This window comes from Streptomyces sp. NPDC050997 (genome assembly GCF_040660135.1).
In the GTDB taxonomy this organism is placed as follows: domain Bacteria; phylum Actinomycetota; class Actinomycetes; order Streptomycetales; family Streptomycetaceae; genus Streptomyces.
Genome location: NZ_JBFAGK010000017.1, coordinates 63052 through 89689, shown reverse-complemented (window position 1 = coordinate 89689; position 26638 = coordinate 63052). Strand labels below are relative to the sequence as shown.

The following is a 26638-nucleotide window of genomic DNA, read 5'->3' as shown; positions in this document are numbered from 1 at the left end:
CCGCGCCCGGCGCCCCCACCCCCCCCCCCCCCGCGCCCCTACGCCCGGCACCACACTCCAACCTAGACCGCTTGATTACCAACTCTGTGGGGGGGGGCCCGCCCCGGGGCGCCCCCCCCCCCACTGCGGCCCCACCCCTCTGAACTACTCCGACCGGCGAGCTCACGGCCTTTCCGCACTGTCACACGCTCGTGGTCGAAGGCGGCGAATCCCGGTCGACAAGACCGACACCGGCGGCTCGTCAGCCCGTCCAGCACATCGACATCTCCAGCGCCTTCAGCATCTTCGGCACCTTCAGCCCAGAGAAAGGACATTTACTGATGTATCCACCATCCAGCACTATGTTCGCCTCGGTGAGGCGGCACTTCGACGACCCCCGGGTCGGCGACCCGATCCTCGTGACCGTTCCCTCAGACATCGAGGGGGCGGAGCCGGTCCGGCTGACCGCTGTCGAGACGTACGAAGCCTTGTACGGGCCGGGCTCCGACCCGCAGTTCGCCGCCGCGATCTGGAAGGAGGTACTCAGCACCGCGCTGAGTGACCTCGCTCCACACGGCACCGGGAAGCTCCTGGCCATCTGGCTGGCCCTGCCCCGGTTGACCGGGACTGTCCACCGCGTCTGCACGCGCCTGCACGCCGATCGGTCGGACGTGGAAGCCGAGATGATCCTGGCCCTCTTGGAGGAACTGGCGGCTCCGGACGCCGCGAGCCGCCTCTCCGACTCGTCTCTGATCCACGCCGCGCGCACCAGGGCGTGGTGCTTCGCCCGCGACGGCCTGCGGGAGCTCCCCTCCACCCATGTCGAGCGCATCGCCCAGGATCGCGCGCTCAGCGCGTCCGACGGGGAGGCGGACGATCCGGCCGAGGAGTGCCTGGACGTGCGGGTCGACCGTCCGGACGGCCCGGACGGGCTGCGCGCCCCGCTGCGCTTCCGGGTGCGCCCGGAGCATCTGCGCAAGGGTGCCCTCGCCGACACCGACGACGGGACGAGGGACCGTTCGACGCACCACGCCCCCCGGAAGAACCGACGGTCCGAACACCGCGCGGGCACCCGGCCGGTCCGCCCTGCAGGGAGGCGAGCATGAAGGACCCGGCAGAGGGCCGACTCAGTTTCTCCGAGATGTTCGACCTGCCCGTGACAGTGGACCTGCGGACGGCATGCCGAGCGTTCGGGATCGGTTCGACGACCGCGTACCGGCTGATCCGCGAGGGCGAGTTCCCCTGCTCCATCCGCCGCGTCGGACGCAGGTACAGGATTCCGACCAACGAGCTGATGCGCGCCCTGGGGATCGAGGACCGTCCGCTGTACAGCGTGGACCTGCAACTGGACACGGACGGCCCGAGCGCCGACTTCCGATAAGGAAGAAGAGGGGCCTCGTGTGCCCACCACTGTGCGGCCCCGTGGCTGATGCCAAGGGGCTGCACGGCCTTGCTTCTCCCCACACCGCCCGGTCCGTCACTCGATAGCGCCTGCTGAGTCGCCAGGCCCGGGTGATCGTGTGCCATGGCAAAGTCGCATGGTTGACCTGAGGTGAGATCTCAGCGCCGGGTGTGACACACGGTTCGGGTTCCGTACGCGGAGGAAGACCTCCGTCTACTCACCGAAGATGGAAGGCAAGGCGGTCGTATCCTCAGTCCCGGGGACGCGCAATGAGTCGAGAACAAGGACTCCACAGAGCATTGAGCAGTAGGCCGATAGGCACGACGCATCGTCAGAAGCAGCGTCGAAATGACTTCTCACCGCCCGGCGATGATCGGGTCAGCGAACCCTTCACAGAACCGCAGGTAAGAGACGCGTGTCCGTCCCGTGACAGGCTCCACGTCATGCACTCCGGGAAACAGATCGATGCCACCATGCCACACCTGAGCAGCCTAGGAAAATTGCAGCTCAGACGCCCTTTGCAGCAGGTTCCAGCGCCGCCACGCACTCCACGTGATGCGTCATCGGGAAGGCATCGACCGACCCGCACCACACACCCGTTCAGTTCTTCGACACCAGATTCCGACGGACGAGTCGGGGTGCGCGCCCGGACGCGTGTGCGTCGTGTGCACCGTCAACCGCCTCGCCGGAATCAGGCGCCTGCGAGCACTACTCATATTCGCGCAGGAGCCTGTCGATGCGCCGGTTGGCGATCTCCTGCCGCCCGTACAGACATTTGGCGTACGTGGTCATGAGCACCTCGACGCTGTTACCGGCGCGCTCCGCCACCTCGGTCGGGTCGACGCCGGCGTTGAGCCAGGTGGAGAGTGCCGAGTGGCGCAGATCGTATGGGCGGGCCGCGAGCAGCGAGCACACCAGATCCGGAGGAAGACCGAGTTCACGGGCCTCGTGCCAGGCACGATCGTAGGTACTGGACCCGACGATGCCGCCGCGCTCATTGAAGAACAGCCGCCCGTCGTCCGCGACGCCGAAGGTGTCGATGCTCTCCCGCCAGAGGGCTACCAGTTCGGGCGGTAGCGGTACAGGTCGGGTGTCGTCGGCTGGACGGCCCTTGAGTCCGCGTTCGTCGTGGGCTCTTCGGGTGTCGGTCCACCGCTTGCCCGCCTGCGGCAGTGTGCGGTGCACGGTCACCTGGCCCCAGCCCTCAGCAGGCAGCACGCAGTTGGGCAAAGACACCCCGACCGCTTCGGCGGGGCGCAGCCCGGCGTAGTACATCCCGGCGAACAGCCCGACCAGCCGCCGCCCACGAGCCCGCCGGTAACCGCCGACGTAGGAGACCGCGCACAGCAGGGAACGCGCCTGGCCGGGGTTGGCGACCACCGCGGGTCGACCTGGTCGACGGTCTCAGCCACGCTCCACTTGATGGGAGCGAGCGGATCGGCGGGCAACTTGCGCTGCTCGACGGCGTACCGCACAGCGTTGACCAGGACCTTGTGCTTGTGCCGCTGCGTCTCGGCCGCCGCCACCGCGCCGTCCCGATTGAGCCGCAGCGCTGTCAGCAGGGACCGCATCACGGCCGGATCCGTCAGATCGGCCAGCGGACGTGAGGCTCCCTCAACCCAGCGCAGGGCCAACCGGACGTCAGTCGGCATGTGACGCGGCCCCGGGCGGGGGACGACGAACGCCCAGCCCCGCATCGCCCGCCGCAGCAATTCATCGCTCGGACGGCCCCGCACGTCCCGGAGCATCGCCCGGGTGATCGCGCACAGCGCGTCGTTGGTCTCGTCCCGGGTTTTCGCCGCGATCAGCGGCCACCTCATCTCCATGTACTCCAGAGCAAAGGCATACCAGCTGACCCCTGCCGCGCGGCCCTGTGGCAAGCCACGACTGATCCCCACAGGGGACTCATCCGCAATGCCTTGTCGAACGGCACGGAGGAGCACGGCGCCCAGGTCATCGGCCAGCGGCCCGATATCCGTCGCACCCGACGTGCGCCGGCCAGCCACGGCCCTTCCTCTACGTCTCCGGCCGGGGACGCCGTGCGCCTGAGATTTCGAGTTCCTCATGACGTCCACCACCTCTCTGCCATGTGAACGTCCCGGACGCCCCTATCAGGCCCGGCAGCGCCAACGCCCCCTGGAGCCCCGTCATCGCCCAAACTCGGATTCGAGCTCGCGTCGGACCAGACCCGCGGCGACTGTCTCTGCCAGCCCTATCCGACCAAGGGAGGATGCACAGTAGGATAGGTAGCATGAGTGAGCCTACCGGCAAGTACTCGATCACTATGCCTCGCGATATCGCCGAAGCCGCCAAGGCCCGCGGCGGCCCATCCGGACTGTCCGCCTACGTCGCCGCAGCCGTCGCCCGCCAGATCGAGCGGGACAACCTCAACGAGCTCATCACGGTGGCGGAGGCCGAGCACGGCCCCATCAGCGACGAAGAGGTTCAGGCTCTGCGCGACCAACTCCACCAAGCCCGAGAGCAGCAGACCCAAGGCGGGGCGAACGCCGCGTGACCCCCTCCCCCGCCGCCCCCGGCGGCACCCTGGTCCTCGACAGCGAAGGGCTGGCCAAGGCCGTCCTGCGCGACCGCACGGTCACCGGCTGGCTCACCCTCGCTCGCGCCGACGACCTACGGGTGATCACTTCCGCAGCCACCCTCGTGGAAGTGATCCACCCACGGATCAATCGCCCAGCCCTGGAATGGACCCTGTCCCGCCTCGTCATCGAACCGGTCACCGAGCCCATCGCCCGCCACGCCGCCGCTCTCCTCGCCGACGCCGGCCTGCACGGCCACAAGTACGCCATCGACGCCATGCTCAGCGCCACCGCCCTCGCCGCACCCCGCCCCGTCACAATCCTCACCTCCGACCCGGAGGACCTCGCGGTGCTGTGCGGCGGAAGCGCCACCGTCATCAAGATCTGATGCGTCCACGCGCTGCCTGTCGCTGCTGACGCTTCCGCTCGCACCCGCAGTCGCTCGTCGGCACCTGCACGTGTAGTAGGCATAGGGGGTGGCCTCAGTCTGGGCGGGCAGGCAGTACGCGGACGGTTGTGACGCGGTCGGCGGTGCGCCAGCCCGCACCCGCACGGCCCACGGCCGTCGTCGGTATTGCCCTCAGGCGTTTGAATCCTGGACTCGCCCTGCGACGCAGGCGTCGCCTGACGGCACTTGGCCCGCTCGACCTGGCGCAGCAGCAGGTCGGCAAACTGGATGATCTCTGCCGCCTCAAGTGGGTCGTCGAAGTCGACGGCTGCCTCACCGGAACCGGACTCAACCGCGCCCCACCACGACGACATCACGTTTTCAAAGTCAGTAGGTACTGCTGCTTGTCGACGACCGCCCCGGACTGCGGGCACCGCGTTCCGGCCGGGTTGCAGGGGAATACGGTGACGCCCTGGTGGGGTGTGGTGATCGCGTAGACCATGAGGTTCAACCGAATCCTCCAACCACCTGATCTTCGAAGGTGAATGCGGTACTGGTAGATACATGAGCGATTCGTTGCCGACTACGCCTTTCCCTCGCCTGGCCAGCTGCAACTACGGAACTGACTCCGGGCGCACTTTTCCTGGCTGTCACGGCGCAAAGCTGCCAGGTCAAAGATTTTGCCTTGAGCACGCAAGCGATAGCGAACTGCATTCATTCCTATCATCCATCGGGCCGAGTGCAAGGATCGATTTTCGCCACACCAATATTCCCAGCCTAAGACTACAAAAGGTACTATCCCGACTGAAGCAATCCGAGGAAGAAGCACCCCTGATAGGGCGCTGCTCTTTCAATGACGCCCACTTCACCGACGAAGCCGACTTCTCTAGGGTTGCATTCTCCGACTACACTTCATTCGATCGCGCAAAATTCACTGAAGCAGCCCACTTCGATAACGCGACATTCGCCAACCAGTCATCATTTCAGGATATCGTAGCATTAAGTACAATTTCCTTTTTTGAGGTCACTTTCACCGAGACACCCTGGTTCAGTAGAGCAACATTTCATGACGACGTTTACTTCACCTGGACTACTTTCCTGGAAGACGTCATGCTCGACAGGGCGACTTTCAAAGAGAATGTCGACTTCCATAAGGCACGGTTCCAAGGTAATGTCCAACTCGGACCGTTCATTGCCGAAAAGTCACTAGAGATGGAGGAGGTAATCTTCAACTCGCCTATGGCCCTGCTAACGACAGCACGAGAAGTAAGTCTCCGCGGAAGCCGCTGGTCGTCATTTGGGCAAATTGAACTACGTCACGCCGCTGTCAGCCTCGCAGACTGCGCTCTCGAAGCGCCAGTATCTGTCAGATCCGCCCTCGCTCAATTCGAGTGGGAGGGAACCATCCTCGAAGAAGAAAGGTTCTCGAATCCCTTCGGAACATGCATCATAACCGATTTATCTGGCACCGATTGCAGTATGCTCACTCTAGCCGACGTCGAACTGGCACGGTGTCATTTCTCTGGCGCTATTCACCTGGACCAAATTCGCCTCGAAGCTCACTACGGATTCAACATCCCACCCCAAGTCCGCATGGAATTCTGGCGACTTTTCTACAAGTGGACGCAACGCCAAGTTATCGAAGAAGAACGCCAGTGGCGCGCGCTACCCGAAAGAAGTCCCGCTCTCCGGCGCGGGTGGGGTGCCCCACCGGAGCAATTGCACGAAGTCCCCAGCCTTGCCGCCCTTGCCATCATCTACCGGCAACTCCGCAAATCCCGCGAGGACGCAAAAGACGAGCCCGGCGCCGCCGACTTCTACTACGGCGAGATGGAAATGCGCCGCCACAGCAAGGGATGGGGCACGGCGGAACGATGGTTGCTCCAGCTCTACTGGCTGCTGTCCGGCTACAGCCTGCGTGCCTCCCGGGCACTCGGCTGGCTGGCCCTGGCGATGCTGACGACCATTCTGCTGACGATGGGCTTCGGCCTCCCGCAGGACTCACCCAGACAGGAAGCCAGCGGTACGGTGCCGCCCGGCGGCGGGAAGGTCATCTTCGAGATCGACAAGGACGATCCGAAGAACCCGACCCACGACCGGTTCACGACCAAGCGCTTCGACAAGGCGCTCAACGTCACGCTCAACTCCGTAGTGTTTGGCTCCAGCGGCCAGGACCTGACGACAACCGGCGGCTACGTCGAAATGGCATCCCGCTTCTCCGAGCCGGTCCTGCTCGGTCTCGCGGCGCTCGCCATCCGGGGGCGAGTGAAACGGTAAAGGAACCATCTATCGAGGTCCAAGTCTGGTCCGGCCAGCCGTGTGCCACCGGCCTGTTGGCCAGCTCCTGCTCCAGCACGAGAAGTGGCAATGACGTCGATCCCGTGGAAGCCAAGGCTCTCGGCACGTCCTGCAACCAAGCCCAAGCCAGCCGCTGCCATCGCCTGACAGACCGCGCACTACGAAGATCGCGTTCTACAGCTGGAGCATCAGCCCAAGCCATCGCGTCGGATGCGCCGTCGCGGGAGCCAGAGGCAACCCGGCGCATTTCACTTACCCACGCACTCCGGAACATCTCCCTGGCGGCGCGCTTTACTCCCTACGCTTGCCTGAGGGAATCGTGACCTCCGCCACAGAGGGCGACCGAAAAGTAGGCCAGAGGCGCCAAACAGGGCATTTCAATGTCGCGGGACATGCGCGGGACGACAGACCTAACATCCCGTCAGCAAAGTCCGTGACCTGCAGAAACAACCGGGAATTATCCGGCCTCCGGAGCCGTGTGCGCAGGTTCGAATCCTGCCGGGGGCACTCGCCAGTCAGCCAGCAAGAATCATGCTCTGACCAGCGCGAATGCCGACATGAGAGAGTGGGAGTCAGTCTCACTGGCTCCCGCTCTCTCTCGTTGCCTCCCACTGTTCGCGCACTGTCTGCGATACACGCGACACACCCCCGACGCACCTGCCCGTACAGGCCCTGCCGTGCCGAGGCACCCCCGCAACTTGTCCTTTGATCGGGGACAGGCAGGCTCCTGAAATTCCGGCGTGCGCGCCCCCGGGCCGGTGGCCACCTCGAAGACGGCCGCCGCCACCAGGACAGCCACCGACAACCGCTCCAGCGCGTGCCGCACCGAACGCACCGGCGGCCAGGCGAACAACCGCGGATACACCGTCCACAACTTGGCCGGCAGCAGCGGAACCGCCGCGATGCCGGACGCGACATGCAGCCCCTGCGTGACCCGATACCCCCACGCCGGGCGGCTGAGCAGGTCGTCGGCCAGCCATCCCGGCGGATGCTGCATCACGTGACTGATCAGACCGGTGACGAAGCACACCATGAAAGCGGAGCCGAGCCACCGCCCGATCGAGGTCGCCGTCCGGGCATCGTGCAGCCTGCCCCGGAAGACCGGCGGAAAGAAGCGCTGTTCAATTTCAGCCGTCGCCGACACCATGCACCTCATCCCACTCGCCGCCAGGCCCCTTCGGAACGCCTGAGCCCCTTGCAGAACACGGACGTATCCCTGACAGCAAAGCCCGGCAGACGATCGGGAAAACGGGCCCGGGGACAGACGTGGACACCGGCCGCGACAGCCTGCCCGGCATCGGCCCGACCTCGCCGCTGAGTTCATCGCAACCACCGGCGGCGATCTGAGCACCTTCGGCAGCGCCGACCGCCTCGCCGGCTCCGGCCGGCCCTGCCCCGCAGCCGCGCGGCTCCGGACGCATCAACGGCAACCTGAGCAGGCGGGGCTGGGCTCCCTCCGCGAAGTGCGCGGCACAGTCCGCGAACCGCGTCACTTCGAGGTTGTCGAAGGCCGGTCCCCGCTCCTGTCGGTGCCCCAGGCAAGGAGGGCGAAGCCCAAGGTGAAACCCAGCATGGTGTACACGCCGCGCGGCCAGAAGATGTGGCTGTCGACGAAGGACCAGCCGGAGGCGAGGAGGACGGCCGTGCCGGGGATGACCCGGATGCCGTGCCGGGGGAACAGTGCGACGGCCGTGGCCAGGACGGCGGCGATGAGGGCGTAGGCACCGGTGTGCCCGAGCGCTTCCCCCGTGTCGTAGAGCGGGCGTTTCAGTGGCCCCAGACCGGCTTCCTCGTGGGCGTGTTCGACCGCGGTGCCGGCGGCGATGCCGGCGACGGCGTCGAGCCCGGTGTAGAAGGCGGCGTAGGCGAAGGCGGCCACCCAGGCCACCACCGTGGCGCAGCCGGCTGTGTCGCGGCGGGGCCGTTGCCACAGAGGCACCAGGAGCCCGATCGTGAGCAGCGGGAAGACCGGCAGGAGCAGGATGTGCAACCGTTCCCAGTCGGCGGCCGTCTCCCGGCTGAGGCCGTGCGGGTGGGCGAGGCCGGCCACGGCCAGCAGCAGGGGCGCGGCCGTTACTAGACAGGTGTTTCGGAAGGTCGCCATGCGGCGATCGTAGGTACGCGCAGATACCCGGTCCGGGCACGTTCCGGGCTACGTAAGGGGTTCGTAAGGCTCCCGGTCGTTGGCCCGGTGGTCACCGAGACGGTGGCGCCCGTCCGAGCCCGGGAGCCGTCACGCGGAGCAACTGACGCAAGCGCGGGCCTGCCTGCGGTAGGTGATGGCCGCAGACAGGCCCGGGCGGTGGCTCAGCGCGTCACCGTCACTGGCATTCCTGGCCGGTGTTGATGCACTCGACCATGGTGTTCATCAGCTGCTCGTCGAAGGCGTTGACGAAGTCTCCATGGTCGGTGATCGGCTTGTGCATCTGCTCGGGGAAGCCGTCCACCGCGTAGAAGGCGCTCGACCGGCCGTTGTCGTTCAGGCTGGGCGCGTCCACGTCGTACACCAGGCGCTGCACCAGCTGCGGAATCGCCTGGAATCCGTTCGGGCAGGCACCGGTCTTCGGGTCGGCGAACGCAACGTGATCACGGTGGTTGGCGCTGTCGATGTTCTGGCCGTCCCAGCAGCTCTGGAACTTGGACGTCCGGACCAGACTGCTGTCCTCGGGACAGATCGGGTACTTGTCCGTCAGCTGCCGGTCCTCGAAGCCCGTACAGCTCCATGCGGCGTTGGCATTGGCCGTTCCGTTGGTGAACGCCTTGGCGTCACCGGTGATGATCCGCAGGAACTTGGGCATCGCCACGACCTTGCTGGTCGCATTGCCCGCGTACTCCAGTGTCACCTGCGAGGCCGTGAGAATCTTGCCCGCGTTGCCCTCGGCACCACCGCCCGGCTGGTCGGCGTCGAACTCCTTCGTGCCGTCCTGGAGGCGGAGAACCGGCCAGTAGTACGACGATTTGTCACCCTGGTTCTGGCAGGTGGTCTCGCCCGCCGCGAAGTCCTCGTTGTCGGCGAAGGCATCGTTGGCCTGATTGCCGACATAGTCGTGCGTGTGGTGCGCCCCGTTGTCCACACCGGGCGCGACGATGATGTTGTCGCTGTTGTACAGCTTGTTCGCGTTCACCCCGCAGTCAGTGGTGAACTTGCCGAGCGAGGCGCTCTGTTGCTGCTGGGGGCTGTTGGCGTTGGGCTGGACGGTGGTGATGTCCACGAAGTCGGCGGCGACCGGACCGTTACCTGCCTGTCCACCGCCTGCGGGTTCCCCTTGCCCGTTCCCCGGGTCCTGGTCCTGGCCGTTCTGGTCTTCGCCGTCCTCGCCGTCCTCGCCGTCCTCGCCGTTGCCGGCCTGGTTTCCGGTGGCGCGGACTGTGCAAGCTGCGAGTGACTCCAGGCCCTGTGGCCGGTCGGCCGTACGGCCGATGGCGATCGCGATGCGGTCGATGGTCGCGGTCCGCTTGTCCTTGAGCGGTCCCATGATCGCGTTGTTGGCGAAGTTGCTGTCCTGCCGTATGGCCTGGGCCGAGTTCCGCAACCGCTGGTAGGCATCCGCGACTTGCTGGTCCAGCAGCGCGAGTTCCCTGTCGACCTCAGCCCTGGCCTGGTCAGGTACCTGCCGCAACTCGGCACCGACATCAGGGCAGTCGATCGTGGCGGCCCCCGCCGCCACGGCCTGGTTCGTTCGGTCCTGGGGCGAGCTCTTGGTGGTGTTGGCGCTCCCGCTCTCACCGGCCGAGGCGTACACGTTCGCCACCACCAGTCCTCCTGCCCCCAGGACAGTCGCCGCCAGGGCGGCGATGGCCCGTCGGGTCGTCTTCGATCGCTTGCGCGTGTTACGTCGCATGGGACTCCTCTGAGATCTCTGGGTCGAGCGCGGAACTTCAGTGCCGCTTCCGCTCACGGCTGCCGCGTGTTCGATGCCGATGTCGTTCCTGGTCCTGGGCCCCCGCCGTACCTCTCTGAACGACAGCCAGGCACTACCGTGGGCTGTGGACGAAGTCACAAGCAGGCTCCCGGCTGCGGCGGACGAGTGGTCCTCCGGCCGGCCCGACAGGGCAGAGCGCCCTCAGCAGGGCTCGTGGACGCCGACCATGCGCCTGCGCGTGGTCACCGAGGTCCTCGGAACCCTCAAGCGCCGCCGCCCCACTGCGACTTCGTCACCAGAGTTACGGATGGGGCAAGCGCGACGAGAGGACTCGGGGCGCCTCGTCAGGCTCTCGTAAGATTCGCGCGACGGGCGCTGTCCGCCTCCCGGCCCTCCACGGCGCGCGGGCCGGGCCTGACCATGGCGCCCCTGACCCACTCACAGCACCCCTCCTCGCGCAACACCGTCGCCGCCCGATGACACCGTCCTGTCGCAGGCAGGACGGCTCACCCGGTCAGCGAACGGTCCGGTCGGGCCGGCGGTGCTGCGCCTCACTTCACACTGCGGCGATGCCCTCCATACCGGACTCGGCGAAGGCGGGCAGTCCCGTAGCGGTGGTGACCTTGGTGAGGGCGCCGTTCTCGCCGACGCGGAAGCCGTCGACGGTGCCGGAGACCGCGTTCTGGACATAGACGAAGCTGTCGTCCGCAGTCACCGCGAGGTCGATCACTCCCTGCGAGTCGGCCGACGGCGGGGTGGCGACGCCGACGTCGTTGGTGAGGGCGAGCCTGCCCCGCTTGTCCATGCGGTATCCGGTGACCGTCGCGTTGCCGGTGTTGCCGCCGAAGAAGAAGTCGCCCGCGCGCTCCAGCCAGCACAGCGTCTCCTGGCCGTTGGCGAGCGGCTCCTGGATGACCTTCAGGGTGCCGTCACGCCTCACCTTGTACGTGCTGACCGTGGACTTCTCGGCCTCAGCGACCAACACTCGCCCGGCCTTGTCGAAGGTGACCGCGAACGGAACACCGCCCGCCGACTTGTTGACGACCGGCTCGGCGACGGCCGGAAGGCCGTTGTGCTTCATCGGGAAGACCTCGACAGTATTGTTCGACTTGGTGGTGACGACCAGGTTGCGACCGTCCGGGGTGAACTCGACCTCACCGGGTGAGCTGGAGAAGAGAGGCACGTCCTCGTTGTCCAGACCCAGGGAACGGTACGAGCCTCGCAGGGGCGTCAGTCCCTGCTTCGTGATCCTGAAGCCCTGGACGCTGCCTTCCCCACCGGCGTTCATGACGTACGCGATGTCGCCCGACACGGCGATGCTGGACGGGAACTCGCCCCCCGAGTCCACGACTTGCCGGTCCGTCAGCTTCTGTCCCTGGGCCCGGAAGGAGGTCACGGTACCGCTGCCGGCGTTGACCGCCAGGAGCGTCCCGGACCGGTCGTCGTAGACGAGGGAGCCCTGGGAGGCCAGCGAATCGGTCGGTGCGTCGATTTGGTCGCCGCCCTTACCGCCGCTCGCGTACTCCCCCGCTGCGGTCAGTTTCCCGTCATCCCCCCGTTTGAACACATGTATGGAATTGCCGTCCAGTTCATTGCCCTGGACGAAGACCGCGTGGTCGGCTTTGCCGACAGGATGAGCGGACTCACCGGCGGAGGCCAGGTTCACCGTCGTCGCGGCGGCCGCCGTGGCGAGGAATCCGGCGCCGATCAGTGTCAAGGGGGTCCTGGACTTCGCCTTGTGCGTGCCGCGCTGATGGTTCCTGCTCATGTCCGACTCCTCAGAAGGTCTCCGCCGCCTGCCAAGATCGGTGACGGCCAGGACAAGAGTTGCCGGTGGGGCTGACGTGCCGATCGAGTTTGACCGCCGCGTCAGCCTCTCGTAAGGAATTCACCACACCCGCCCGGACAGCCTCGGGCCAGAGTCGCCACTGCCAAGGCCGTGGGCCGAAGGGTCACGGCTGCCGAGGACAAGCCGCAACCAGAGCTTCCGCCCGGCCCAGGCAGACAAGAGCAGAAGACACACGCCACGACCGCACATGGCAGTCGCCGCCACAGCGGCCACCGCCCGCGCCGCCCCGGCCCGGCCCGGCCCGGCCCGGCCACGATCCTTGCGTGCCCGGGCCGGGGTAAGGGGAGATGCCGGTGGAGGACCGGCTGGTGCCGCAGTGGGTGGCGAAGGGGTCCCGCCTGCTGGTCGAGGGCGCCGACCTGTCCGGCAGGGCGTCGGTCGCGGATCGCAGCTATCAACGGCTAAACACAATGGAGCGCCGGGGACCGCACTTAGGGGTCCTTGCACGTATCCCGGCTCGCCGTTGGCGAGGAACCGCGTGCCTCTTGATCTGATCGCGACACTTCTGGACAACCCCGAAACCGCGGAAGGAGCGGCGGCCAACCCGGGCCTGTCCGCCGAAGGCCTCCACGAACTGCTCGACCGCGCCGCTCTGCCCCGCGCCTGCGGCTGCGCCTGCGCCTGCGCCTGCGCCTGCGCCTGCGCAGAGTCAACCGCTGTGCCGGCCGTGCACAGGTACCGCATAACATCTCCGTGATGAACGGCCGGACGGAGCAGCGCAGGGTGCGAGGAGTGTCCCTCGCGTTGGTCTGGGTTGTCCTGGGTGTGCTGCTCGGCTCGCTGGTGGTGGGCGTGGACGCCGGGCACCGGGAACAGGCACAGGCACTGGCACAGGCACAAGGGCAGGAACAGGCATACGGCGGCTCGGCATCGGCGGTCGTGCTCGGCACGCGGGTCTCGGCGGGCCACAGCCGGGGCGACCAGCGTGCTGGGGATCAGCACCGCGCGCAGGTCGCCCACCGCGTCGTAGCCGCGGAGCATCCGCACGACTGTCCCGTGGGCACTCCGTGTTGCACCCGGTCCCAGCACGCGGCCCTGCATCCCGTACGGACGACGCTCCCCGGCACCGTCCAGGCGCTGTCGGCCCTTCTCCCCCGGCTGCCGCGCCGTGGCGCCCCAGACGGGCGGGTCTGGACCAGCCCTCCGTCCAGCCGGGGCGCTCCCGATCTGCACGTCCTTCAGGTGCAGCGGACGTAGACGGACTCCCGCTCATCCACGCGGGCCCCCCGTCACCCCTGCACCCACGTACCGCCGCGTCATCACACCGCGCGGCGGGGACAAGGACGTACCCATGAGCAAGACCAGTAAGAAGGCGGCCTCTTCGGCCCGCAAGGAGCGGATAGAGGAGATGCGCCGGGCCGATAAAGCCCGCGAGCGGCGCAACCGGGTCCTCACCATCGGTCTCAGTACGGTCATCGTCGCCGGGCTCGTCGGCTGGGGCGCGTACGCGATCGACAACGCCAACGAGAAGGAGGAGCGGCAGGCCGCCGCGGCGAAGGAGCCGGTGCGCGGCGAGAAGACGTGGGAGGCCAAGAAGCTCGGCCGCGACCATGTGACCAAAGCCGTCTCGTACCCGATGACGCCGCCCGTCGGCGGTGATCACCACCAGGCGTGGATGACCTGCGACGGCACCGTCTACACCAAGGCCGTCGCGCACGAGAACGCCGTCCACTCGCTCGAACACGGGGCGGTGTGGATCACGTACAACGACAAGGCGTCCGACGCCGACGTCAAGAAGCTCGCCGACAAGGTGGGCAGGACGCCGTACACGCTGATGAGCCCGGAGAAGGACCAGGCTGGGGCGATCATGCTGTCGGCGTGGGGCCGTCAGCTCACGGTCGACAGCGCGTCCGACCCCAGGGTCCAGCAGTTCCTCAGCAAGTACGTGCAGGGCGCGCAGACCCCGGAGCCGGGGGCCGCCTGCTCGGGTGGGCTGACCGCGACCTGAGCGGGCGCGTCCAGGAAAGCGGGGCGGGGCCGGTCCTTCTGGCGGACCTGACCCCGCGGTTCGCGCGCTGACAGCCGCTACTCCGTGCGCAGCGCCGTGGCCGTACGGGCCTTGGCCGCCCAGCCCGCCGGGAGCATCGCGCCCAGCATCGCGATGGCGATGCCGGCCAGCCCCAGCAGGACCAGCTGCCAAGGCTCGTACACCTCGAGGATCGACGGCGGCAGATTGGTGCCCCCCGCGTGCCCCATCACCGGCAGCACATAGCCGTGCAGCGCGTACCCGGCCGGAACACCGACCAGGCCGCCCAGCACGCCGATCCCGGTAACCGAGGCGAGCACGAGGCTCACGGTCTGCCGCGGGGACATGCCGAGCGCCTTGCAGACGCCGATGTCATGGACGCGTTCCCGGGTGTCGAGGACTACGGAGTTGAGCACCCCGAGTCCCGCGACCGAGACCAGCATGAGGGTAAGCAGCACCGCCATCGCGTTCAGGATGAGGATCATGCTCTCCCCTTCAGAGGGGGAGTTGGCCATGGCATCGCCGCCCAGCGGCTGCACCACAGCGCCCAGCTTCTGCGCGTACTCGGCGGGCGAGACGCCCGGCTTCACCTCGATGAGGAAGTCCTGGGACTTGGCCCCGGTGAAGGTGGCGAGGTCCATGGTGAGATGCAGGCCGTCGTCCGAGGTGTCGAAGGCTTCGCCGACGATCTTCAGGGTCTTCGTCTGCTTCTCGTAGGTCACCTGGACCGTGTCACCGATCCTGGTGCCGGTGCGCTCCAGGAAGCCGGTGGGCACCACTGCCTCCCCCGGAGCCGCGAACCAGCGCCCGGAGATCATCTCGTAGCGGCCGGAACCCGTCTCGCCCTGGTAGAAGCTGGCCCGGACCATGCCGGAGATCCCGGGCACGGTGACGTCGTCCTGCGTCAAGCCGTAGTACGAAGCGGTGCCGGCCTGCGCCTCGATGGCGGCGCGCACCTTGGCCGGGTCGGCGTTCGGAGCCGGCCGGCCGCCGGGCTGGGGTTGGCCGCCCTCCGGCCTGCTGGCGACTACGGTGACCTCGGCCCGCTCCTCGGGATCCGACGCGGCGCCGACCGCGTTGAGGGACGAGGTCAGCCCCAGCGCGAAGGTCGCCGCGACCGTGCCGAAGGCCACCGCGAGGAGCAGCGCGAGTGCACGGACCGGGTGGGCGAAGGGACTCGCGAGGCCGTACGTCACCGCCCGCGGCAGCGGCAGCCGTCCCGCCGCCCGGTGCGCCCACTGGCCGCGCCCGGTGCGTGGCGCCCGGCCGACCGCGATGGCCTCGACGGTACGCAGCCGGCCGGCCCGCAGCGCGGGGGCCAGCGCCGCGACGCCGACGATGAGCATGGTGACGGCCACCACCAGGACGTCCACCCACCAGGCCACGGAGAGCGACGCGGTGCCGTACACCGACTCGGTGTCCGCCAGCAGCGGCATGGCGAGGAGGTTGCCCAGGACGACGCCCAGCGCGATGCCGGCTCCGGCCGGGATCAGCGCCTGGGCCACATAGGCCCGGACGACCTCGCGCGGGGTGAAGCCGATGGCCTTGAGGATGCCGATCCGGCGCAGACTGGTGCCCACCGAGCCGCTGATCACGCTGCCGACGATGATCACCGACATGATGATGCCCAGCACACCGAAGGCGATCAGGAACGGAATGGTCGGCGCCGCGCCCTGGTCGGCGGCCTGCTTGGTGTCCAGCCAGGACTGGGTGCCCACCAGCGCCCCTGACGGTACGGCGGCGACGAGCTGCTTGCGGCCGTCGGCGATCTGCCCCTTCGTCCCCGCGGAGTCAAAGCGGTAGAGCATCTGGCTGGTCACCGGGCTGTCCTTCGAGGCCAGCGCGCTGACCTGGGCGGGGGTCGCCCAGGCGTCGGCGGTCTTGCTGGCCGAGATGGCGAGGCCGACGACGGTCAGGCTCGGGCTTTTCGCGGCGTCCGAGGCCTCCAGGACCATGCCGAGCTCGAAGGCAGGTCCGGCGAAGGACGCGGTGAGCACGATCTCGCCGGGCTTCTCGGCCCAGCGGCCGGACTTCAGATTCAGATCGTCCACCTTGCTCTGCGGACCGGTCCGTCCGACCAGCGTCAGCGGCATCATGCGGCCGCCTCGCTCGTCCACCGGGCGGATCGTCGTGGTCGGATACGGGCCCGCGCTCGCGCTGACCCCGGACAGCTGTCCGGTCTCCTTGAGCTGCGCCGCACTCACCTTGGCCGGGTCGAACTGCGCGGTGATATGCGCCCCGCGCTGCTTGGCGAAGGCGTGGTCGAAGGGGGCGTTCGCGGCGACCATGAGCGACCCAGCGACCACCGCCGAGGCCACGGCCATCATCGTGGCGATGGCGATCACTATGGTCTGCACCCGGCGTCGGCCCACCCCGGAGCGCACGACCCGGGCGAGAGCGCCGCTCATCGAACGGCCTGTGCGTGCGTGTCGAGCGCCAGGTGCCCGTCGACCAGGTGGATGGTGCGGCTGGCGCAGGACTCCGCCAGTGCCAGGTCATGCGTGACCAGCACAATGGTCTGCCCGCCGCGGTGCAGATCCACCAGTAGCTCCCGTACGTCCTGGCCCGAGGCGGTGTCGAGCGCACCGGTGGGCTCATCGGCGAGCAGCAGCGCGGGCCGGTTGACCAGCGCCCTGGCCACCGCGACCCGCTGGCGCTCGCCCCCGGACAGCCGGCCCGGATAGGCGCGGGCATGTTTGGAGATGCCCAGCACCTCCATGAGCTCACCGGCGCGGACCGCCGCCTTCTTCCTGGCCGTTCCAGTCAGCTGGGCGGGAAGCTGGATGTTGTCGGCGACGGTGAGGTCGTCGAGGAGATTGAAGAACTGGAAGACCATGCCGATCTGCTCGCGGCGGAAGCGGGCCAGGGCGTGTTCGCTCAGCTGGTCGATCCGCCGGCCGGCCACAATCACGGCGCCTTCGGTCGGCTTGTCCAGGCCGGCGATGAGGTTGAGCAGGGTGGACTTGCCGCTGCCGGAGGGGCCCGTCACGGCGAGTGCCTCGCCCTTGGCGACGCTGAGGTCGATCGGTCCGAGCGCAGGAGCGCCGGCGCTGTCGTAGCGCTTGGCCACACCCTCCAGTTCGATCACGTGAGTCATGGGAGTTGTCCGTCCTTACGGTCGAGAGAGTGCGCATGTCCTAGCCGGCCCAGCGAACGTAGGGGCGAGCGCACTTGGGGCGCGTCGTCCGCGGCACCGACATCCGGCCCTCCGCGCGGAGGATCCGGCCGCGAGGTCATCCCTGCGATGTACGCCCGCGGGACGGTGCCTTGGTCAGGAAGACGGACGCGGCTCAGGGCGGAAGAGCCGCACAATGTGCTGATGGAGACGGACGACCGGCGTCGGTGGGTCGGGCAGCTGCGCGATGCGCTACGCCCGGAGCCCAGACCTGCTCCGCTGTCACCCGGGGCAGTGCGCTTCGATGTGGTACTGGCCGTCGTGCTGACCTTCGTTGCGCTGCTCTGGGTCGCGCGCCATCCCGACGGCGGGCAGCTCGTCCGGATCGACCAGGATGCTTTCTCGCCTCCGAGGCCTGAGCACCGCATCGTGGTGCGGGAGGCGGAGCACTCGTCAGTGATCTGGCCCTTCGTCGTGCTCTCGACGCTGCCGCTGGCGGCCCGGCGCCGGTATCCGCTGGCGGCCTTCGCCGTAGTGATGTGCGCGACCCTGGTCATGGTCGACGACGCCTCCTGGATGAACGTGGTGACCTGCGTCATCGGCGCGTACAGCGCCGTCGTCCACAGCCGCTACCGGATGCGGGCGATGGCCGGACTGGTCATCGCCGCTGTGCTGGCCGGCCTCGCGTTCCGGGAGACGGAGCCCATACTGCCGGGCTGGTCGAGCCCGGCAGTCGTGCTCCTGATCGCCGGGGTGGTGGCCAGCCTCGTCCGGTTCTGGCAGCGGCAGCTGAGTGCGAGCCAGGACCGCTACTCGCAGCTGCAACAGGCCCAGGAAGAGGCCACGCGCCGGGCCGTCGAGGAGGAACGGTCCCGGATCGCCGCCGAGTTGCACGATGTCGTGACCCACAATGTGAGCGTGATGGTGATTCAGGCGGGCGCGGCACGCAAGGTGATGGACGCGGCGCCCGAGCGCTCGAAAACAGCGCTGCTCGCGGTCGAGGCCGGAGGACGGGCCGCCATGTCCGAACTTCGCCATGTGATGGGCCTGCTCGCAGCGCCGGACAACGAGCGACCCGACGGCTTCGAACCCCAGCCCGGGCTGGGGCAGCTCGACACCCTGGTGGAGCGGGTACGCGCCGCCGGGACACCGGTGCATATCGCCGCAACGCTGCCGCCAGAACCGCTGCCGCCCGGGGTGGACCTCGCGGCGTATCGCGTCGTCCAGGAGGCGCTGACCAACACGATCAAGCACGCGCCCGGCGCCGAGGCATCCGTCATGATCGGCTACGCCGAGGACTCGCTGGAGATCGAGATCGCTGACACCGGCGGCAAGCGGGACGCCGTGCCGGCTGAAGGCAACGGCCGCGGCCTCATCGGACTGCGCGAGCGGCTGGCGGTCTACGGCGGCGAACTGACGGCCGGGCCGACCCTCGCCGGCGGCTACCGGATCAAGGCCCGTGTCCCCTGGTGGATCGCATGAGCCGGCCAAGCCTGCGCGCCGTCGTCGCCGACGACCAGGCCCTGGTGCGAACGGGCTTCGGGATGATCCTGGCCGCGGACGGCATCGAGGTGACGGCCGAAGCGGCCGACGGAGCCGAGGCGGTCGCCGCGGTCCACCGCACGCGGCCCGATGTCGTTCTCATGGATATCCGGATGCCCCAGATGGACGGCATCGAAGCAACCAGGCGGATCCTCGCCGGCGGCCAGGACAGAACCCGCGTCATCATCCTGACCACCTACGACCTCGACCACTACGTCTACGCCGCCCTCACCGCCGGCGCCAGCGGCTTCCTGCTCAAGGACGTCAGCCCCGAGCACCTGGTGGCCGCCGTACGACTGGTGCAGTCCGGCGATGCCCTCCTCGCGCCCTCGATCACCCGCCGCCTGATCGAGCGCTTCGCCCGCCGTGAGGAGCCGGGGACCACCCCCGTGCACCGCGAACTGTCGGGCCTGACCCCTCGCGAGCTCGAGGTGCTCCGCCTGCTCGCGACCGGCCTCAGCAATGCCGAACTCGCCGAGCGCCTCTTCCTCAGCCCGACCACGGTCAAGACGCATATCGGCCGCATCCTGTCGAAGCTGGACCTCCGTGACCGCGTACAGGCCGTGGTCCTCGCGTACGAGACAGGGCTGATCGCCCCGGAAGGCGGTTCATAGGTGACTTCGCACATGGGGTTTTAGGTCTCCAGCCAGCGGGTCTGGTTTCGTCGATGCCGAGGAGTTCGAGCGGGTGTGCTTGGACTCCTTGGCTGACGAGGATGGTAGGCGGGCTGGTGGCGGTGCCGGGGCGGTGCGAACGGTGCTCATCAAGCGCGGATTGCGGCGTTCTCCCGGGAACCACTGCTCACCAAACCGCGGACCCTGCAAGGGTGATCGAACCGTCGGCCCCGGGCCACCCTCCCCCCGTGGGGCGGCGCCGGGGCCGACTACTGCTACAGCCCGCCTGTTCGCGCACGACGGACGGTTCCCGGTGCTGCCCGCGGTGGGAATCGCCGCCGGTCTGACGCTGGTGCTGCTGCCCGGCCCGCGTCCGTCCCCGCTCCGGCCGGACGGGCCCGCCGCCAGGAGCACCTTGGAGGGAGCCGCCTGACATCCGGTCTGACGTCGGGTCTGACAGCCGGTCCGACGTCAGGTCTGACGTCGGCCTCGGCACGGCCGCCGGGCGCGCGGTGGGCTGTGTGACAAGATACTGCGGCCAAGACCCGCCAGAAAGGGACGAATTACATGTCCAGCGTCGAGCTGACCACCAACTTCGGCCGTATCGTTCTCGAACTTCATGACGCCGAGGCCCCCAAGACCGTCGAGAACTTCCTGACGTACGTCCAAAACGGCCACTACGACGGCACGATCTTCCACCGCGTGATCGACGGCTTCATGGTGCAGGGCGGTGGATTCACCGCGGACATGGTGCAGAAGCCCACCCTGGCGCCGGTTCCGAACGAGGCCGACAACGGGCTGAAGAACACCGCGTACACCGTGGCGATGGCGCGCACCAGCGACCCGCACTCGGCAACCGCCCAGTTCTTCGTCAACGCCTCCGACAACGAGTTCCTCAACTACACGGCGAAGACGCCGAGCGGATGGGGTTACACCGTCTTCGCCCGGGTCAGCGAGGGCAAGGATGTCGTGGACCAGATCAAGAACGTGCGCACCGGCAGCAGCCGCGGCCACCAGGACGTGCCCACCCAGCCCGTGATCATCGAGTCCGCCAAGGTTCTCGGCTGACGGGACGGCAGCGCCCGCCGGGCTGCCGCCACGACCTGCGGCTGCGGGCAAGCCGCTGACGCGGTACGCAGGTCACGCGGCCGGCGGGGCACCCGGTGCGCGGTCACACGGTGCGTTTGCGGGCCGGGGTCTTCTTCGCGGCCGTCGTCTTCTTCGCGGCCGTCGTCTTCGACGCGGTCTTCTTCGTCTTCGACGTCGACTTCTTGCCGCCCGCCTACTTGGGGGCCGCCCGCTTGGGGCCGCCCGCTTGGGGGCCGCCCGCGCCGGCTTTCCCAGCACATCGACCGACCAGTTGCTCCTGGTCCCCACTCGTGTCGAGATGGGCGCTGAGCCGGTCACCAGGAACCACCGGCGCGATCTCCAGCGGCAGAGCACCACTCTTCCTCCGAACCGTCCAGGTGGCGCACTCCGGGATGCGATCAGCGGCCCGGGGAGGTGCCATGGAAAAACAGGAGGTGGGAGGCCATGGCCCGAGCGGTCTGGAGCGGTGCACTCTCATTCGGGCTCGTCGCCCTGCCGGTGCAGCTGTTCACGGCGACGGAAAGCCACACGATCCGCTTCAACCAGCTCCAACGCGGAACGTCCGACCGAGTGCGCAACAAGCGAGTCAACGAGCGCACCGGTGAGGAAGTCCCCATGGAGGAGATCATCAAGGGCTTCGACATGGGGGACGAATACGTGGTCGTCGAGCCCGGCGAACTGGACGAGATCGCCCCTGGACAGTCCAAGTCGATGGAGATCACCGGGTTCGTCGACCTGGACCAGGTCGAGCAGGTCTTCTTCGACAAGACCTACTACCTGGCGCCCAAGGGCAAGGAGTACGCCAAGGTCTACGCCCTGCTCCACAGCGCCCTGGCTCAGGCGAACAAGATCGGTATCGCCACCGTCGTGATGCGCAATCGCGAGTACCTGGTCGCCGTCAAGGCAGAAGGCGACGTCCTGGCATTGCACACCATGCACTGGGCGGACGAGGTCCGCGACCCTCACCGGGAGATCGGGAGTCTCCCGGAGGAGACCCAGGTCGCCGACAAGGAGCTGCAGACGGCGGTGCAGTTGGTCGAGGCGCTGAGCATCGACTGGGAGCCAGGCGAATACCACGACACCTACCAGGAGAAGGTGCTCCAGCTCGTGGAGGCCAAGCGCACGGGGCAGACAGTGGAGAAGGGCGAGCCGCCACCACGCTCCACCAACGTCATCGACCTCATGGGCGCACTGGAAGCCAGCGTCGAGCGGGCCAGAAGCGCCCGGAAGAACGGCGCGGAGACAACGGAAGAGGCCACAGGGGGCCGCTCTCCGGCGAAGTTGAAGCAGGCGGCTGAGAAACGCCAGGTCCGTACGGTGAAAGAGGCGGCCAAGCCTCATGGCTCAGAGCTGGAGGGCCTGACCAAGGCTGAGCTCTACCAGCGCGCTTCCGACGCCGACATCCCCGGTCGTTCCTCGATGACCCGCGAGGAACTGATCAAAGCCCTGACCGGCAAGAGCGGTCGACGCGGAAACCGAGTTTCCTGAGGTCGGCGAGCCGCCGAGAAGCAAGACCAGAACGGGCGGGCGGGACCTCGCCCGCACACGACGGGCGAGGCTGGGCGTCGACAACCGGGCTGCTGCCGCGGTCATGGCCCACGAGGCCGGGATGGTTCCTCCGCAGCCTCCACAGCCGTGATGCCGCCCACTGAGCCAGTGGCACGAAGGCGAGCAGCACGGCCGCCACCACCCTGCCTCCGAGAATCGCGCCGGCGAGCACGTCGTGGGGGGGGATGGACACCCACCAGCACGCGCAGCAGCGCAGCGGCCCCGGCCAGCGGCGGCGTGATCGCGGCGAGGCGAGGCCGCAGCACCGCCAGACCGACCGCCAACCCAGCGGCCGGAGTGGCGTGGTTGCTCGGGAACGACCAGTCGCCCGCTCCGGGGCATTCCGCGACAAGCGTCAGCCCCTCTTGCCGAAGGAGATCGAGTGGCTCGCGGTCGCGTTCACCAGCTTGACCGGGATGCTGACAAGGGCCGAAGGAGATGGCGCCGTTCCATACGGATCGCACGTGCAGCACCCTTTCGATCGTTTTGAGGTGACTTGCTTCCACTTTCCGATCAATGTCTGGGATTCTGATTCGTATGACGCCGATCACAGAGGTGGAGGGGCGAAGGCTCGCGCTCAGCAATCTGGAGAAGGTGCTGTATCCCGCGACCGGCTTCACCAAGGGCGAGGTGCTCCACTACTACGCGACCACCGCCGACGTCCTGCTGCCCCATCTGCGTGACCGGCCGGTGTCGTTCCTGCGCTATCCGGACGGCCCCGAGGGCCAGATGTTCTTCACCAAGAACATCCCGCCGGGTACGCCCGACTGGGTCACCACCGCCGAGGTGCCCCGCTCCGAGGGGCCCGCCCGGATGGTGCTGGTGCAGGACCTGGCGAGCCTGATGTGGGCGGCGAACCTGGTCACCGAGTTCCACACCCCCCAGTGGCTGATCGAAGCGCCCGACGAGGCCGACCGGATCGTGTTCGACCTCGACCCCGGCGCACCGGCGACGATCGTCGAGTGCTGCGAGGTCGCGCTCTGGCTGCGGGAGCGGCTCGCGGCGGACGGGATCGAGGCGTTCCCGAAGACCGCCGGGTCGAAGGGCCTGCATCTGCTGGCGGCGGTACGGCAGGCCGCGTCCCACCAGGTGTCGGACTACGCCAAGGAGCTGGCCGTGGAGGCCGAGCGGGCGCTGCCCCGGCTGGTCGTCCACCGGATGACGCGGAGTCTCAGACCGGGGAAGGTGTTCGTCGACTGGAGCCAGAACGCCGCTCGCAAGACCACGGCCACGCCGTACACCCTGCGGGCCCGGGCCGAGCCACTGGTGTCGGCACCGGTGACCTGGACGGAGGTCGAGGGGTGCGGCACACCCGCACAGCTGGCCTTCCAGGCACCGGACATCGCCCCCCGTGTACAGGACTACGGCGACCTACTGGCCCCCCTCCTCGACGGCGACCGCGCCGGATCACTGCCCTGAGGTCCGGGTGCAGTCCGAGCCGCCTGGGCCCCTTCCAGCCGGTCCGGTCCTCATCGCAGCCAGTCCGTGGCCCTTGCCCACAAGGTCGGCGGGGGCGCCGACGGCAACGGCGGAAGCTGCTCTGCCTCCCAGCCCGCCGGGCCACCACCCATCCCGGCCGGTCCCCATCACAGCCCGCCCGATCGCCCTCCGGTCCATCCGGCGGCCCTTACCGGCGGGGGCGGCAGGCGGCTGGCGGCAACGGCAGGGAGGGCTGCCCCACCTCCCAGCTGCCCCGGCGCCCTCCAGCCCGCCCGGCGGCCCCGGCCTCCGGGGGCCCGCGGAGGTGCCGAGCACCGACGGAGGGTCGGCCCCACCATCAAGCCCACCGGGCCACCATTCAGCCCGCCCGGCGGCCCCATTCAGCCCGTCCGGCGGCCCCATCCGCTCGCACGGCAGCCCCATCCACTCGCCTGGCGCCCCCATCCACTCGCCCACCGGCCCCATCCAGCCCACCCGGCACCAACCAGCCCGTCCGGCGTTTGAGGACGAGGGCCCCTTCAGGGCCGAAGCGGGGGTCTGGGGGCGGCAGCCCCCAGCAACGACCACCCCAACAACGACCACCCCAGCCGACCCGCACCCCAAAGGAACCCGCACCCCAAAACGGCTCACCCCCCGGAGGCCCACACGTTGCGGTCCCGAGCCACCGCGTGCAGCGCCTCCACGTCCGCCGGTTTGAGGACGGCGCCGGTGCGCGCCAGGCCGCCGAGCTCCGTGTCCGCCAGCACCCGGAGCTCGCGCGGCGGGGCGGTGACCGACACGTCCGTGGGTCCGACGAGCGCCAGGACCGGGTGGACCTCGGCCGTCAGGGCGTAGGAAGCGCGGTCGGCGTCGGCGCGGACGCGGCGCAGCAGCGGGCGCGGTTCGCGGCGGCCCAGCGCGACCATGGGGTCGGCGACCGTCACCCGCTGTTTGCGGGCGTACAGCGTGTGGACGGCGAACAGACCGCCGGGTCCGATCACCAGATGGTGGATCCGGTCGCCGCCGGGCAGCGGGATCGAGTGCAGGGTGTGCCAGCCCGCGCGGTCCAGCCGGTCCAGGGCCTCCCCCACCGCCTGCTCGGCCGCCAGGGCCCGGCGGCGCGGGTCGGGACGCAGTCGGTGCGCGGGCCCCGGATCCCGGTCCAGGGCGATGTGGAGCGCCTCGCCGGGGCGGTTGGGTGCCAGGTCGTCGTCGGGATGGAGGGACAGTCGGGCCAGCTCCGCGGGGGTCGGGACCGGAGGCGGGCCCACGGCCACCGACCCGGTCAGGAAGGGCCCGAGAACGTCGAGCACATCCTGTCTGCGGTCCTCGCTGAGCAGGTTGATCCGGGCCGCCTCACGGTCGTACCAGGCGATGTTCCTGCCGTCCGTGAGGCAGACGTAGAGCCGCTCCTGACCGTGGTTCCAGGTCGGTACGACACGCAGTCCGCTCATGTGCCATCACCCCTCGACCATGGGAACAGGCGAGGTGCTCCCGTCGCAAGAAGCCGGTTAGCTTTGAGGAGGAGTTGCCCCGGGTAGGTTCTGTCGACCCATGGGTGTGAGTTGGCGGGGGCTTGGGGAGGCGCTGTTGCGGACGCGCAGGAAGCAAGCCGACGTACCCGCTCCGGACAGTCCCTGGAGCGAGATCTTGCCTGGTCTGTGGATGGGCGGGCACGAGTTCAGGAGCCGGCCTGGGCAGGTCGAGTTCGCCGTCGTGCAGGGCGAGTTCGACCTCGTGCAGACCCTGCTGAGGCTGCCGGGCCATGGGCCGGACCCGGGCGTCGAGCACCATGTGTGGCCGATTCCCGACGGGCCGCTGGACGGCACCCAGCTCGCGGGCGTGATCCGCCTCGCGCAGGCCGCGTGCGAGGCGCTGGACGAGGGCCGCAAAGTACTCGTCCGCTGTTATCACGGCTACAACCGCTCGGGGCTGGTCGTCGCGCACGCCCTGATCCGCCAGGGCCGCTCGGCGGACGAGGCGATACGGCTGATACGGTCCCGACGCTCGCCGTGGGCTCTGCACAACGAGCTGTTCGTCGAGTACCTGAAGGCGGGACTGCCGACGGCCCGGCTGCTGGAGGAGCTCGCCGAGTAATCGTTTCTGCGCACCCGACTCCGACGAAGCCCCCGCCTCGCCCCGCAGGAGCAAGGCCGACCCCGGCGCGACGCCGCTGGTCGGCGCCGTCGCGGTGACCCGGGTGACCCGGCGCGGGCGACCTGGACGCACGGGTCGGCGATCCCCGTACGAAGGAACCGACCCGGCCGCAGGACGAGGTGGCCGCCGTCGCCGCCACGCCGGACTCGATGGCGGCCTCGTTGCAGGGCAAGCCGGCGGCGCCGCACACGCTCAGTGGCGGTGGAGACGGACCGGCGGCGGCTGGAGCACAGCCGTGCGCCTCACTGACACAGCCTCAGCGACCGCCTGCGGGGCCGCTCTCCCCGATGGCGCAGCGTGAGGGGCGCCGCGCGAACACCACTCCTAATCTGGCGATTAGTCGGCTTACGGCCGCTTCGCTCCCCCTGGAGGTACTCCCATGTCCCTGCGCTCCTCCCTCACCCACCGCCTCGCCATAGCGGCCGCCGTCGGCACCCTGACCGTCGCGACCATGGCCACCCCCGCCATCGCGGACGACGACTGGAGCGGCGAAGGAGGCCAAACCAGCGGTAACGACGGCAACTGGAGCCAGAACGGCAACGGGTACGGCGACACGAGCACCACCAACACCAACAGCAACAGCAACAGCAACAGCAACAGCAACCAACGCCTGTCCCGGGGCCGGGTCACCGCGAGCACGCTGGCCCTGCGCGCCCGGCCCGACCGCGGCGGCCAGATCATCCGGTACGCCCACCGGGGCGAGATCGTCTCGATCTTCTGCAAGACCGGCGGCGAGAAGGTCGACGGCAACCGCCTCTGGTACCTCCTCACCGACGGCACCTGGGCCTGGGGCGCGGCCCGGTACATCGACACCATCGGGTCCGCGCCACGCTGGTGCTGACGACAAAGGAAGTCAACCCACGCCATTTGGG

At 68.6% G+C, this 26638-nt stretch carries 21 protein-coding genes and 3 pseudogenes; 16 read left to right on the top strand and 8 right to left on the bottom strand.

Going from position 1 to position 26638, the window contains the following annotated elements; all coding sequences use genetic code 11:
• Positions 1-353 precede the first annotated feature (353 nt).
• Both AB0H86_RS31515 and AB0H86_RS31510 read left to right on the top strand, forming a co-directional pair.
• Complete coding sequence (locus AB0H86_RS31515) at positions 354-1085, top strand: hypothetical protein (RefSeq protein WP_362446358.1); 732 nt, start codon at positions 354-356, stop codon at positions 1083-1085.
• Complete coding sequence (locus AB0H86_RS31510; protein ID WP_362446355.1) at positions 1082-1360, top strand: helix-turn-helix domain-containing protein; 279 nt, start codon at positions 1082-1084, stop codon at positions 1358-1360. The genes AB0H86_RS31515 and AB0H86_RS31510 overlap by 4 nt, the downstream gene beginning before the upstream one ends.
• Positions 1361-2089: 729 nt before the next feature.
• On the opposite strand, the gene AB0H86_RS31505 is transcribed toward AB0H86_RS31510, so the two are convergent.
• The gene (locus AB0H86_RS31505) at positions 2090-2761 is read right to left on the bottom strand and encodes a hypothetical protein (protein WP_362446352.1); all 672 of its coding nucleotides are present in this window, start codon (positions 2759-2761) and stop codon (positions 2090-2092) included.
• A gap of 871 nt (positions 2762-3632) precedes the next feature.
• On the opposite strand from AB0H86_RS31505, the gene AB0H86_RS31500 reads away from it, so the two are divergent.
• From AB0H86_RS31500 to AB0H86_RS31490, 3 genes are all read left to right on the top strand, one after another.
• Positions 3633-3896, top strand: a complete 264-nt coding sequence (locus AB0H86_RS31500) for a CopG family transcriptional regulator (protein WP_319180145.1) — start codon at positions 3633-3635, stop codon at positions 3894-3896.
• Positions 3893-4306 (top strand): PIN domain-containing protein, encoded by a 414-nt coding sequence (locus AB0H86_RS31495; protein WP_362446349.1) that lies wholly within the window; start codon positions 3893-3895, stop codon positions 4304-4306. The genes AB0H86_RS31500 and AB0H86_RS31495 overlap by 4 nt, the downstream gene beginning before the upstream one ends.
• A gap of 564 nt (positions 4307-4870) precedes the next feature.
• On the top strand, positions 4871-6583 hold the full coding sequence (locus AB0H86_RS31490; protein ID WP_362446346.1) for a pentapeptide repeat-containing protein: 1713 nt from the start codon (positions 4871-4873) through the stop codon (positions 6581-6583).
• Between the two features lie 775 nt (positions 6584-7358).
• On the opposite strand, the pseudogene AB0H86_RS31485 reads toward AB0H86_RS31490, so the two are convergent.
• The 4 genes and pseudogenes from AB0H86_RS31485 to AB0H86_RS31470 all read right to left on the bottom strand — a co-directional run.
• A pseudogene (locus AB0H86_RS31485) lies at positions 7359-7751 on the bottom strand (molybdopterin-binding protein); the annotation flags it as partial.
• Positions 7752-8093: 342 nt separating this feature from the next.
• On the bottom strand, positions 8094-8708 hold the full coding sequence (locus AB0H86_RS31480) for a hypothetical protein (protein ID WP_362446343.1): 615 nt from the start codon (positions 8706-8708) through the stop codon (positions 8094-8096).
• 217 nt (positions 8709-8925) lie between these two features.
• Positions 8926-10446, bottom strand: a complete 1521-nt coding sequence (locus tag AB0H86_RS31475; protein ID WP_362446340.1) for a DUF1996 domain-containing protein — start codon at positions 10444-10446, stop codon at positions 8926-8928.
• A gap of 577 nt (positions 10447-11023) precedes the next feature.
• A complete protein-coding gene (locus AB0H86_RS31470; RefSeq protein WP_362446337.1) occupies positions 11024-12235 on the bottom strand; it encodes a beta-propeller fold lactonase family protein in 1212 nt (403 codons plus the stop codon).
• Positions 12236-13012: 777 nt separating this feature from the next.
• Between AB0H86_RS31470 and AB0H86_RS31465 the strand changes: the two genes are divergently transcribed.
• On the top strand, positions 13013-13513 hold the full coding sequence (locus tag AB0H86_RS31465; RefSeq protein ID WP_362446334.1) for a hypothetical protein: 501 nt from the start codon (positions 13013-13015) through the stop codon (positions 13511-13513).
• 94 nt (positions 13514-13607) lie between these two features.
• Positions 13608-14264 (top strand): DUF3105 domain-containing protein, encoded by a 657-nt coding sequence (locus AB0H86_RS31460; RefSeq protein ID WP_362446331.1) that lies wholly within the window; start codon positions 13608-13610, stop codon positions 14262-14264.
• A 77-nt stretch (positions 14265-14341) separates the two neighbouring features.
• Here AB0H86_RS31460 and AB0H86_RS31455 read toward each other — a convergent pair whose 3' ends face one another.
• On the bottom strand, positions 14342-16690 hold the full coding sequence (locus tag AB0H86_RS31455) for an FtsX-like permease family protein (RefSeq protein WP_362446328.1): 2349 nt from the start codon (positions 16688-16690) through the stop codon (positions 14342-14344).
• The gene (locus AB0H86_RS31450) at positions 16687-17379 is read right to left on the bottom strand and encodes an ABC transporter ATP-binding protein (RefSeq protein ID WP_362446325.1); all 693 of its coding nucleotides are present in this window, start codon (positions 17377-17379) and stop codon (positions 16687-16689) included. The genes AB0H86_RS31455 and AB0H86_RS31450 overlap by 4 nt, the downstream gene beginning before the upstream one ends.
• A gap of 222 nt (positions 17380-17601) precedes the next feature.
• Between AB0H86_RS31450 and AB0H86_RS31445 the strand changes: the two genes are divergently transcribed.
• From AB0H86_RS31445 to ligD, 6 genes and pseudogenes are all read left to right on the top strand, one after another.
• Positions 17602-18879 carry a histidine kinase gene (locus tag AB0H86_RS31445; RefSeq protein WP_362446321.1) on the top strand — a complete coding sequence of 426 codons (1278 nt, stop codon included), beginning with the start codon at positions 17602-17604 and terminating at the stop codon, positions 18877-18879.
• The gene (locus tag AB0H86_RS31440; protein WP_362446318.1) at positions 18876-19553 is read left to right on the top strand and encodes a response regulator transcription factor; all 678 of its coding nucleotides are present in this window, start codon (positions 18876-18878) and stop codon (positions 19551-19553) included. Before AB0H86_RS31445 ends, AB0H86_RS31440 begins: the two co-directional genes overlap by 4 nt.
• 567 nt (positions 19554-20120) lie before the next feature.
• Entirely contained in the window at positions 20121-20621 is a 501-nt protein-coding gene (locus tag AB0H86_RS31435) for a peptidylprolyl isomerase (protein ID WP_362446315.1), read from the top strand.
• A 465-nt stretch (positions 20622-21086) separates the two neighbouring features.
• Positions 21087-22130, top strand: coding sequence for a Ku protein (locus AB0H86_RS31430; protein ID WP_362446312.1), 1044 nt, complete (start codon positions 21087-21089; stop codon positions 22128-22130).
• A 64-nt stretch (positions 22131-22194) separates the two neighbouring features.
• Positions 22195-22281: pseudogene (locus AB0H86_RS31425) on the top strand (DNA-binding response regulator); the annotation flags it as partial.
• A gap of 446 nt (positions 22282-22727) precedes the next feature.
• Entirely contained in the window at positions 22728-23609 is an 882-nt protein-coding gene (ligD, locus tag AB0H86_RS31420) for a non-homologous end-joining DNA ligase (RefSeq protein WP_362446309.1), read from the top strand.
• A 647-nt stretch (positions 23610-24256) separates the two neighbouring features.
• On the opposite strand, the gene AB0H86_RS31415 is transcribed toward ligD, so the two are convergent.
• Entirely contained in the window at positions 24257-25063 is an 807-nt protein-coding gene (locus tag AB0H86_RS31415; RefSeq protein ID WP_362446306.1) for a nuclease-related domain-containing protein, read from the bottom strand.
• A 136-nt stretch (positions 25064-25199) separates the two neighbouring features.
• On the opposite strand from AB0H86_RS31415, the gene AB0H86_RS31410 reads away from it, so the two are divergent.
• From AB0H86_RS31410 to AB0H86_RS31400, 3 genes and pseudogenes are all read left to right on the top strand, one after another.
• On the top strand, positions 25200-25706 hold the full coding sequence (locus AB0H86_RS31410) for a dual specificity protein phosphatase family protein (RefSeq protein ID WP_362446303.1): 507 nt from the start codon (positions 25200-25202) through the stop codon (positions 25704-25706).
• Between the two features lie 64 nt (positions 25707-25770).
• A pseudogene (locus tag AB0H86_RS31405) lies at positions 25771-25939 on the top strand (two-component sensor histidine kinase); the annotation flags it as partial.
• 206 nt (positions 25940-26145) lie between these two features.
• Entirely contained in the window at positions 26146-26607 is a 462-nt protein-coding gene (locus AB0H86_RS31400) for an SH3 domain-containing protein (RefSeq protein WP_362446300.1), read from the top strand.
• The last annotated feature ends 31 nt before the right edge of the window (positions 26608-26638 follow it).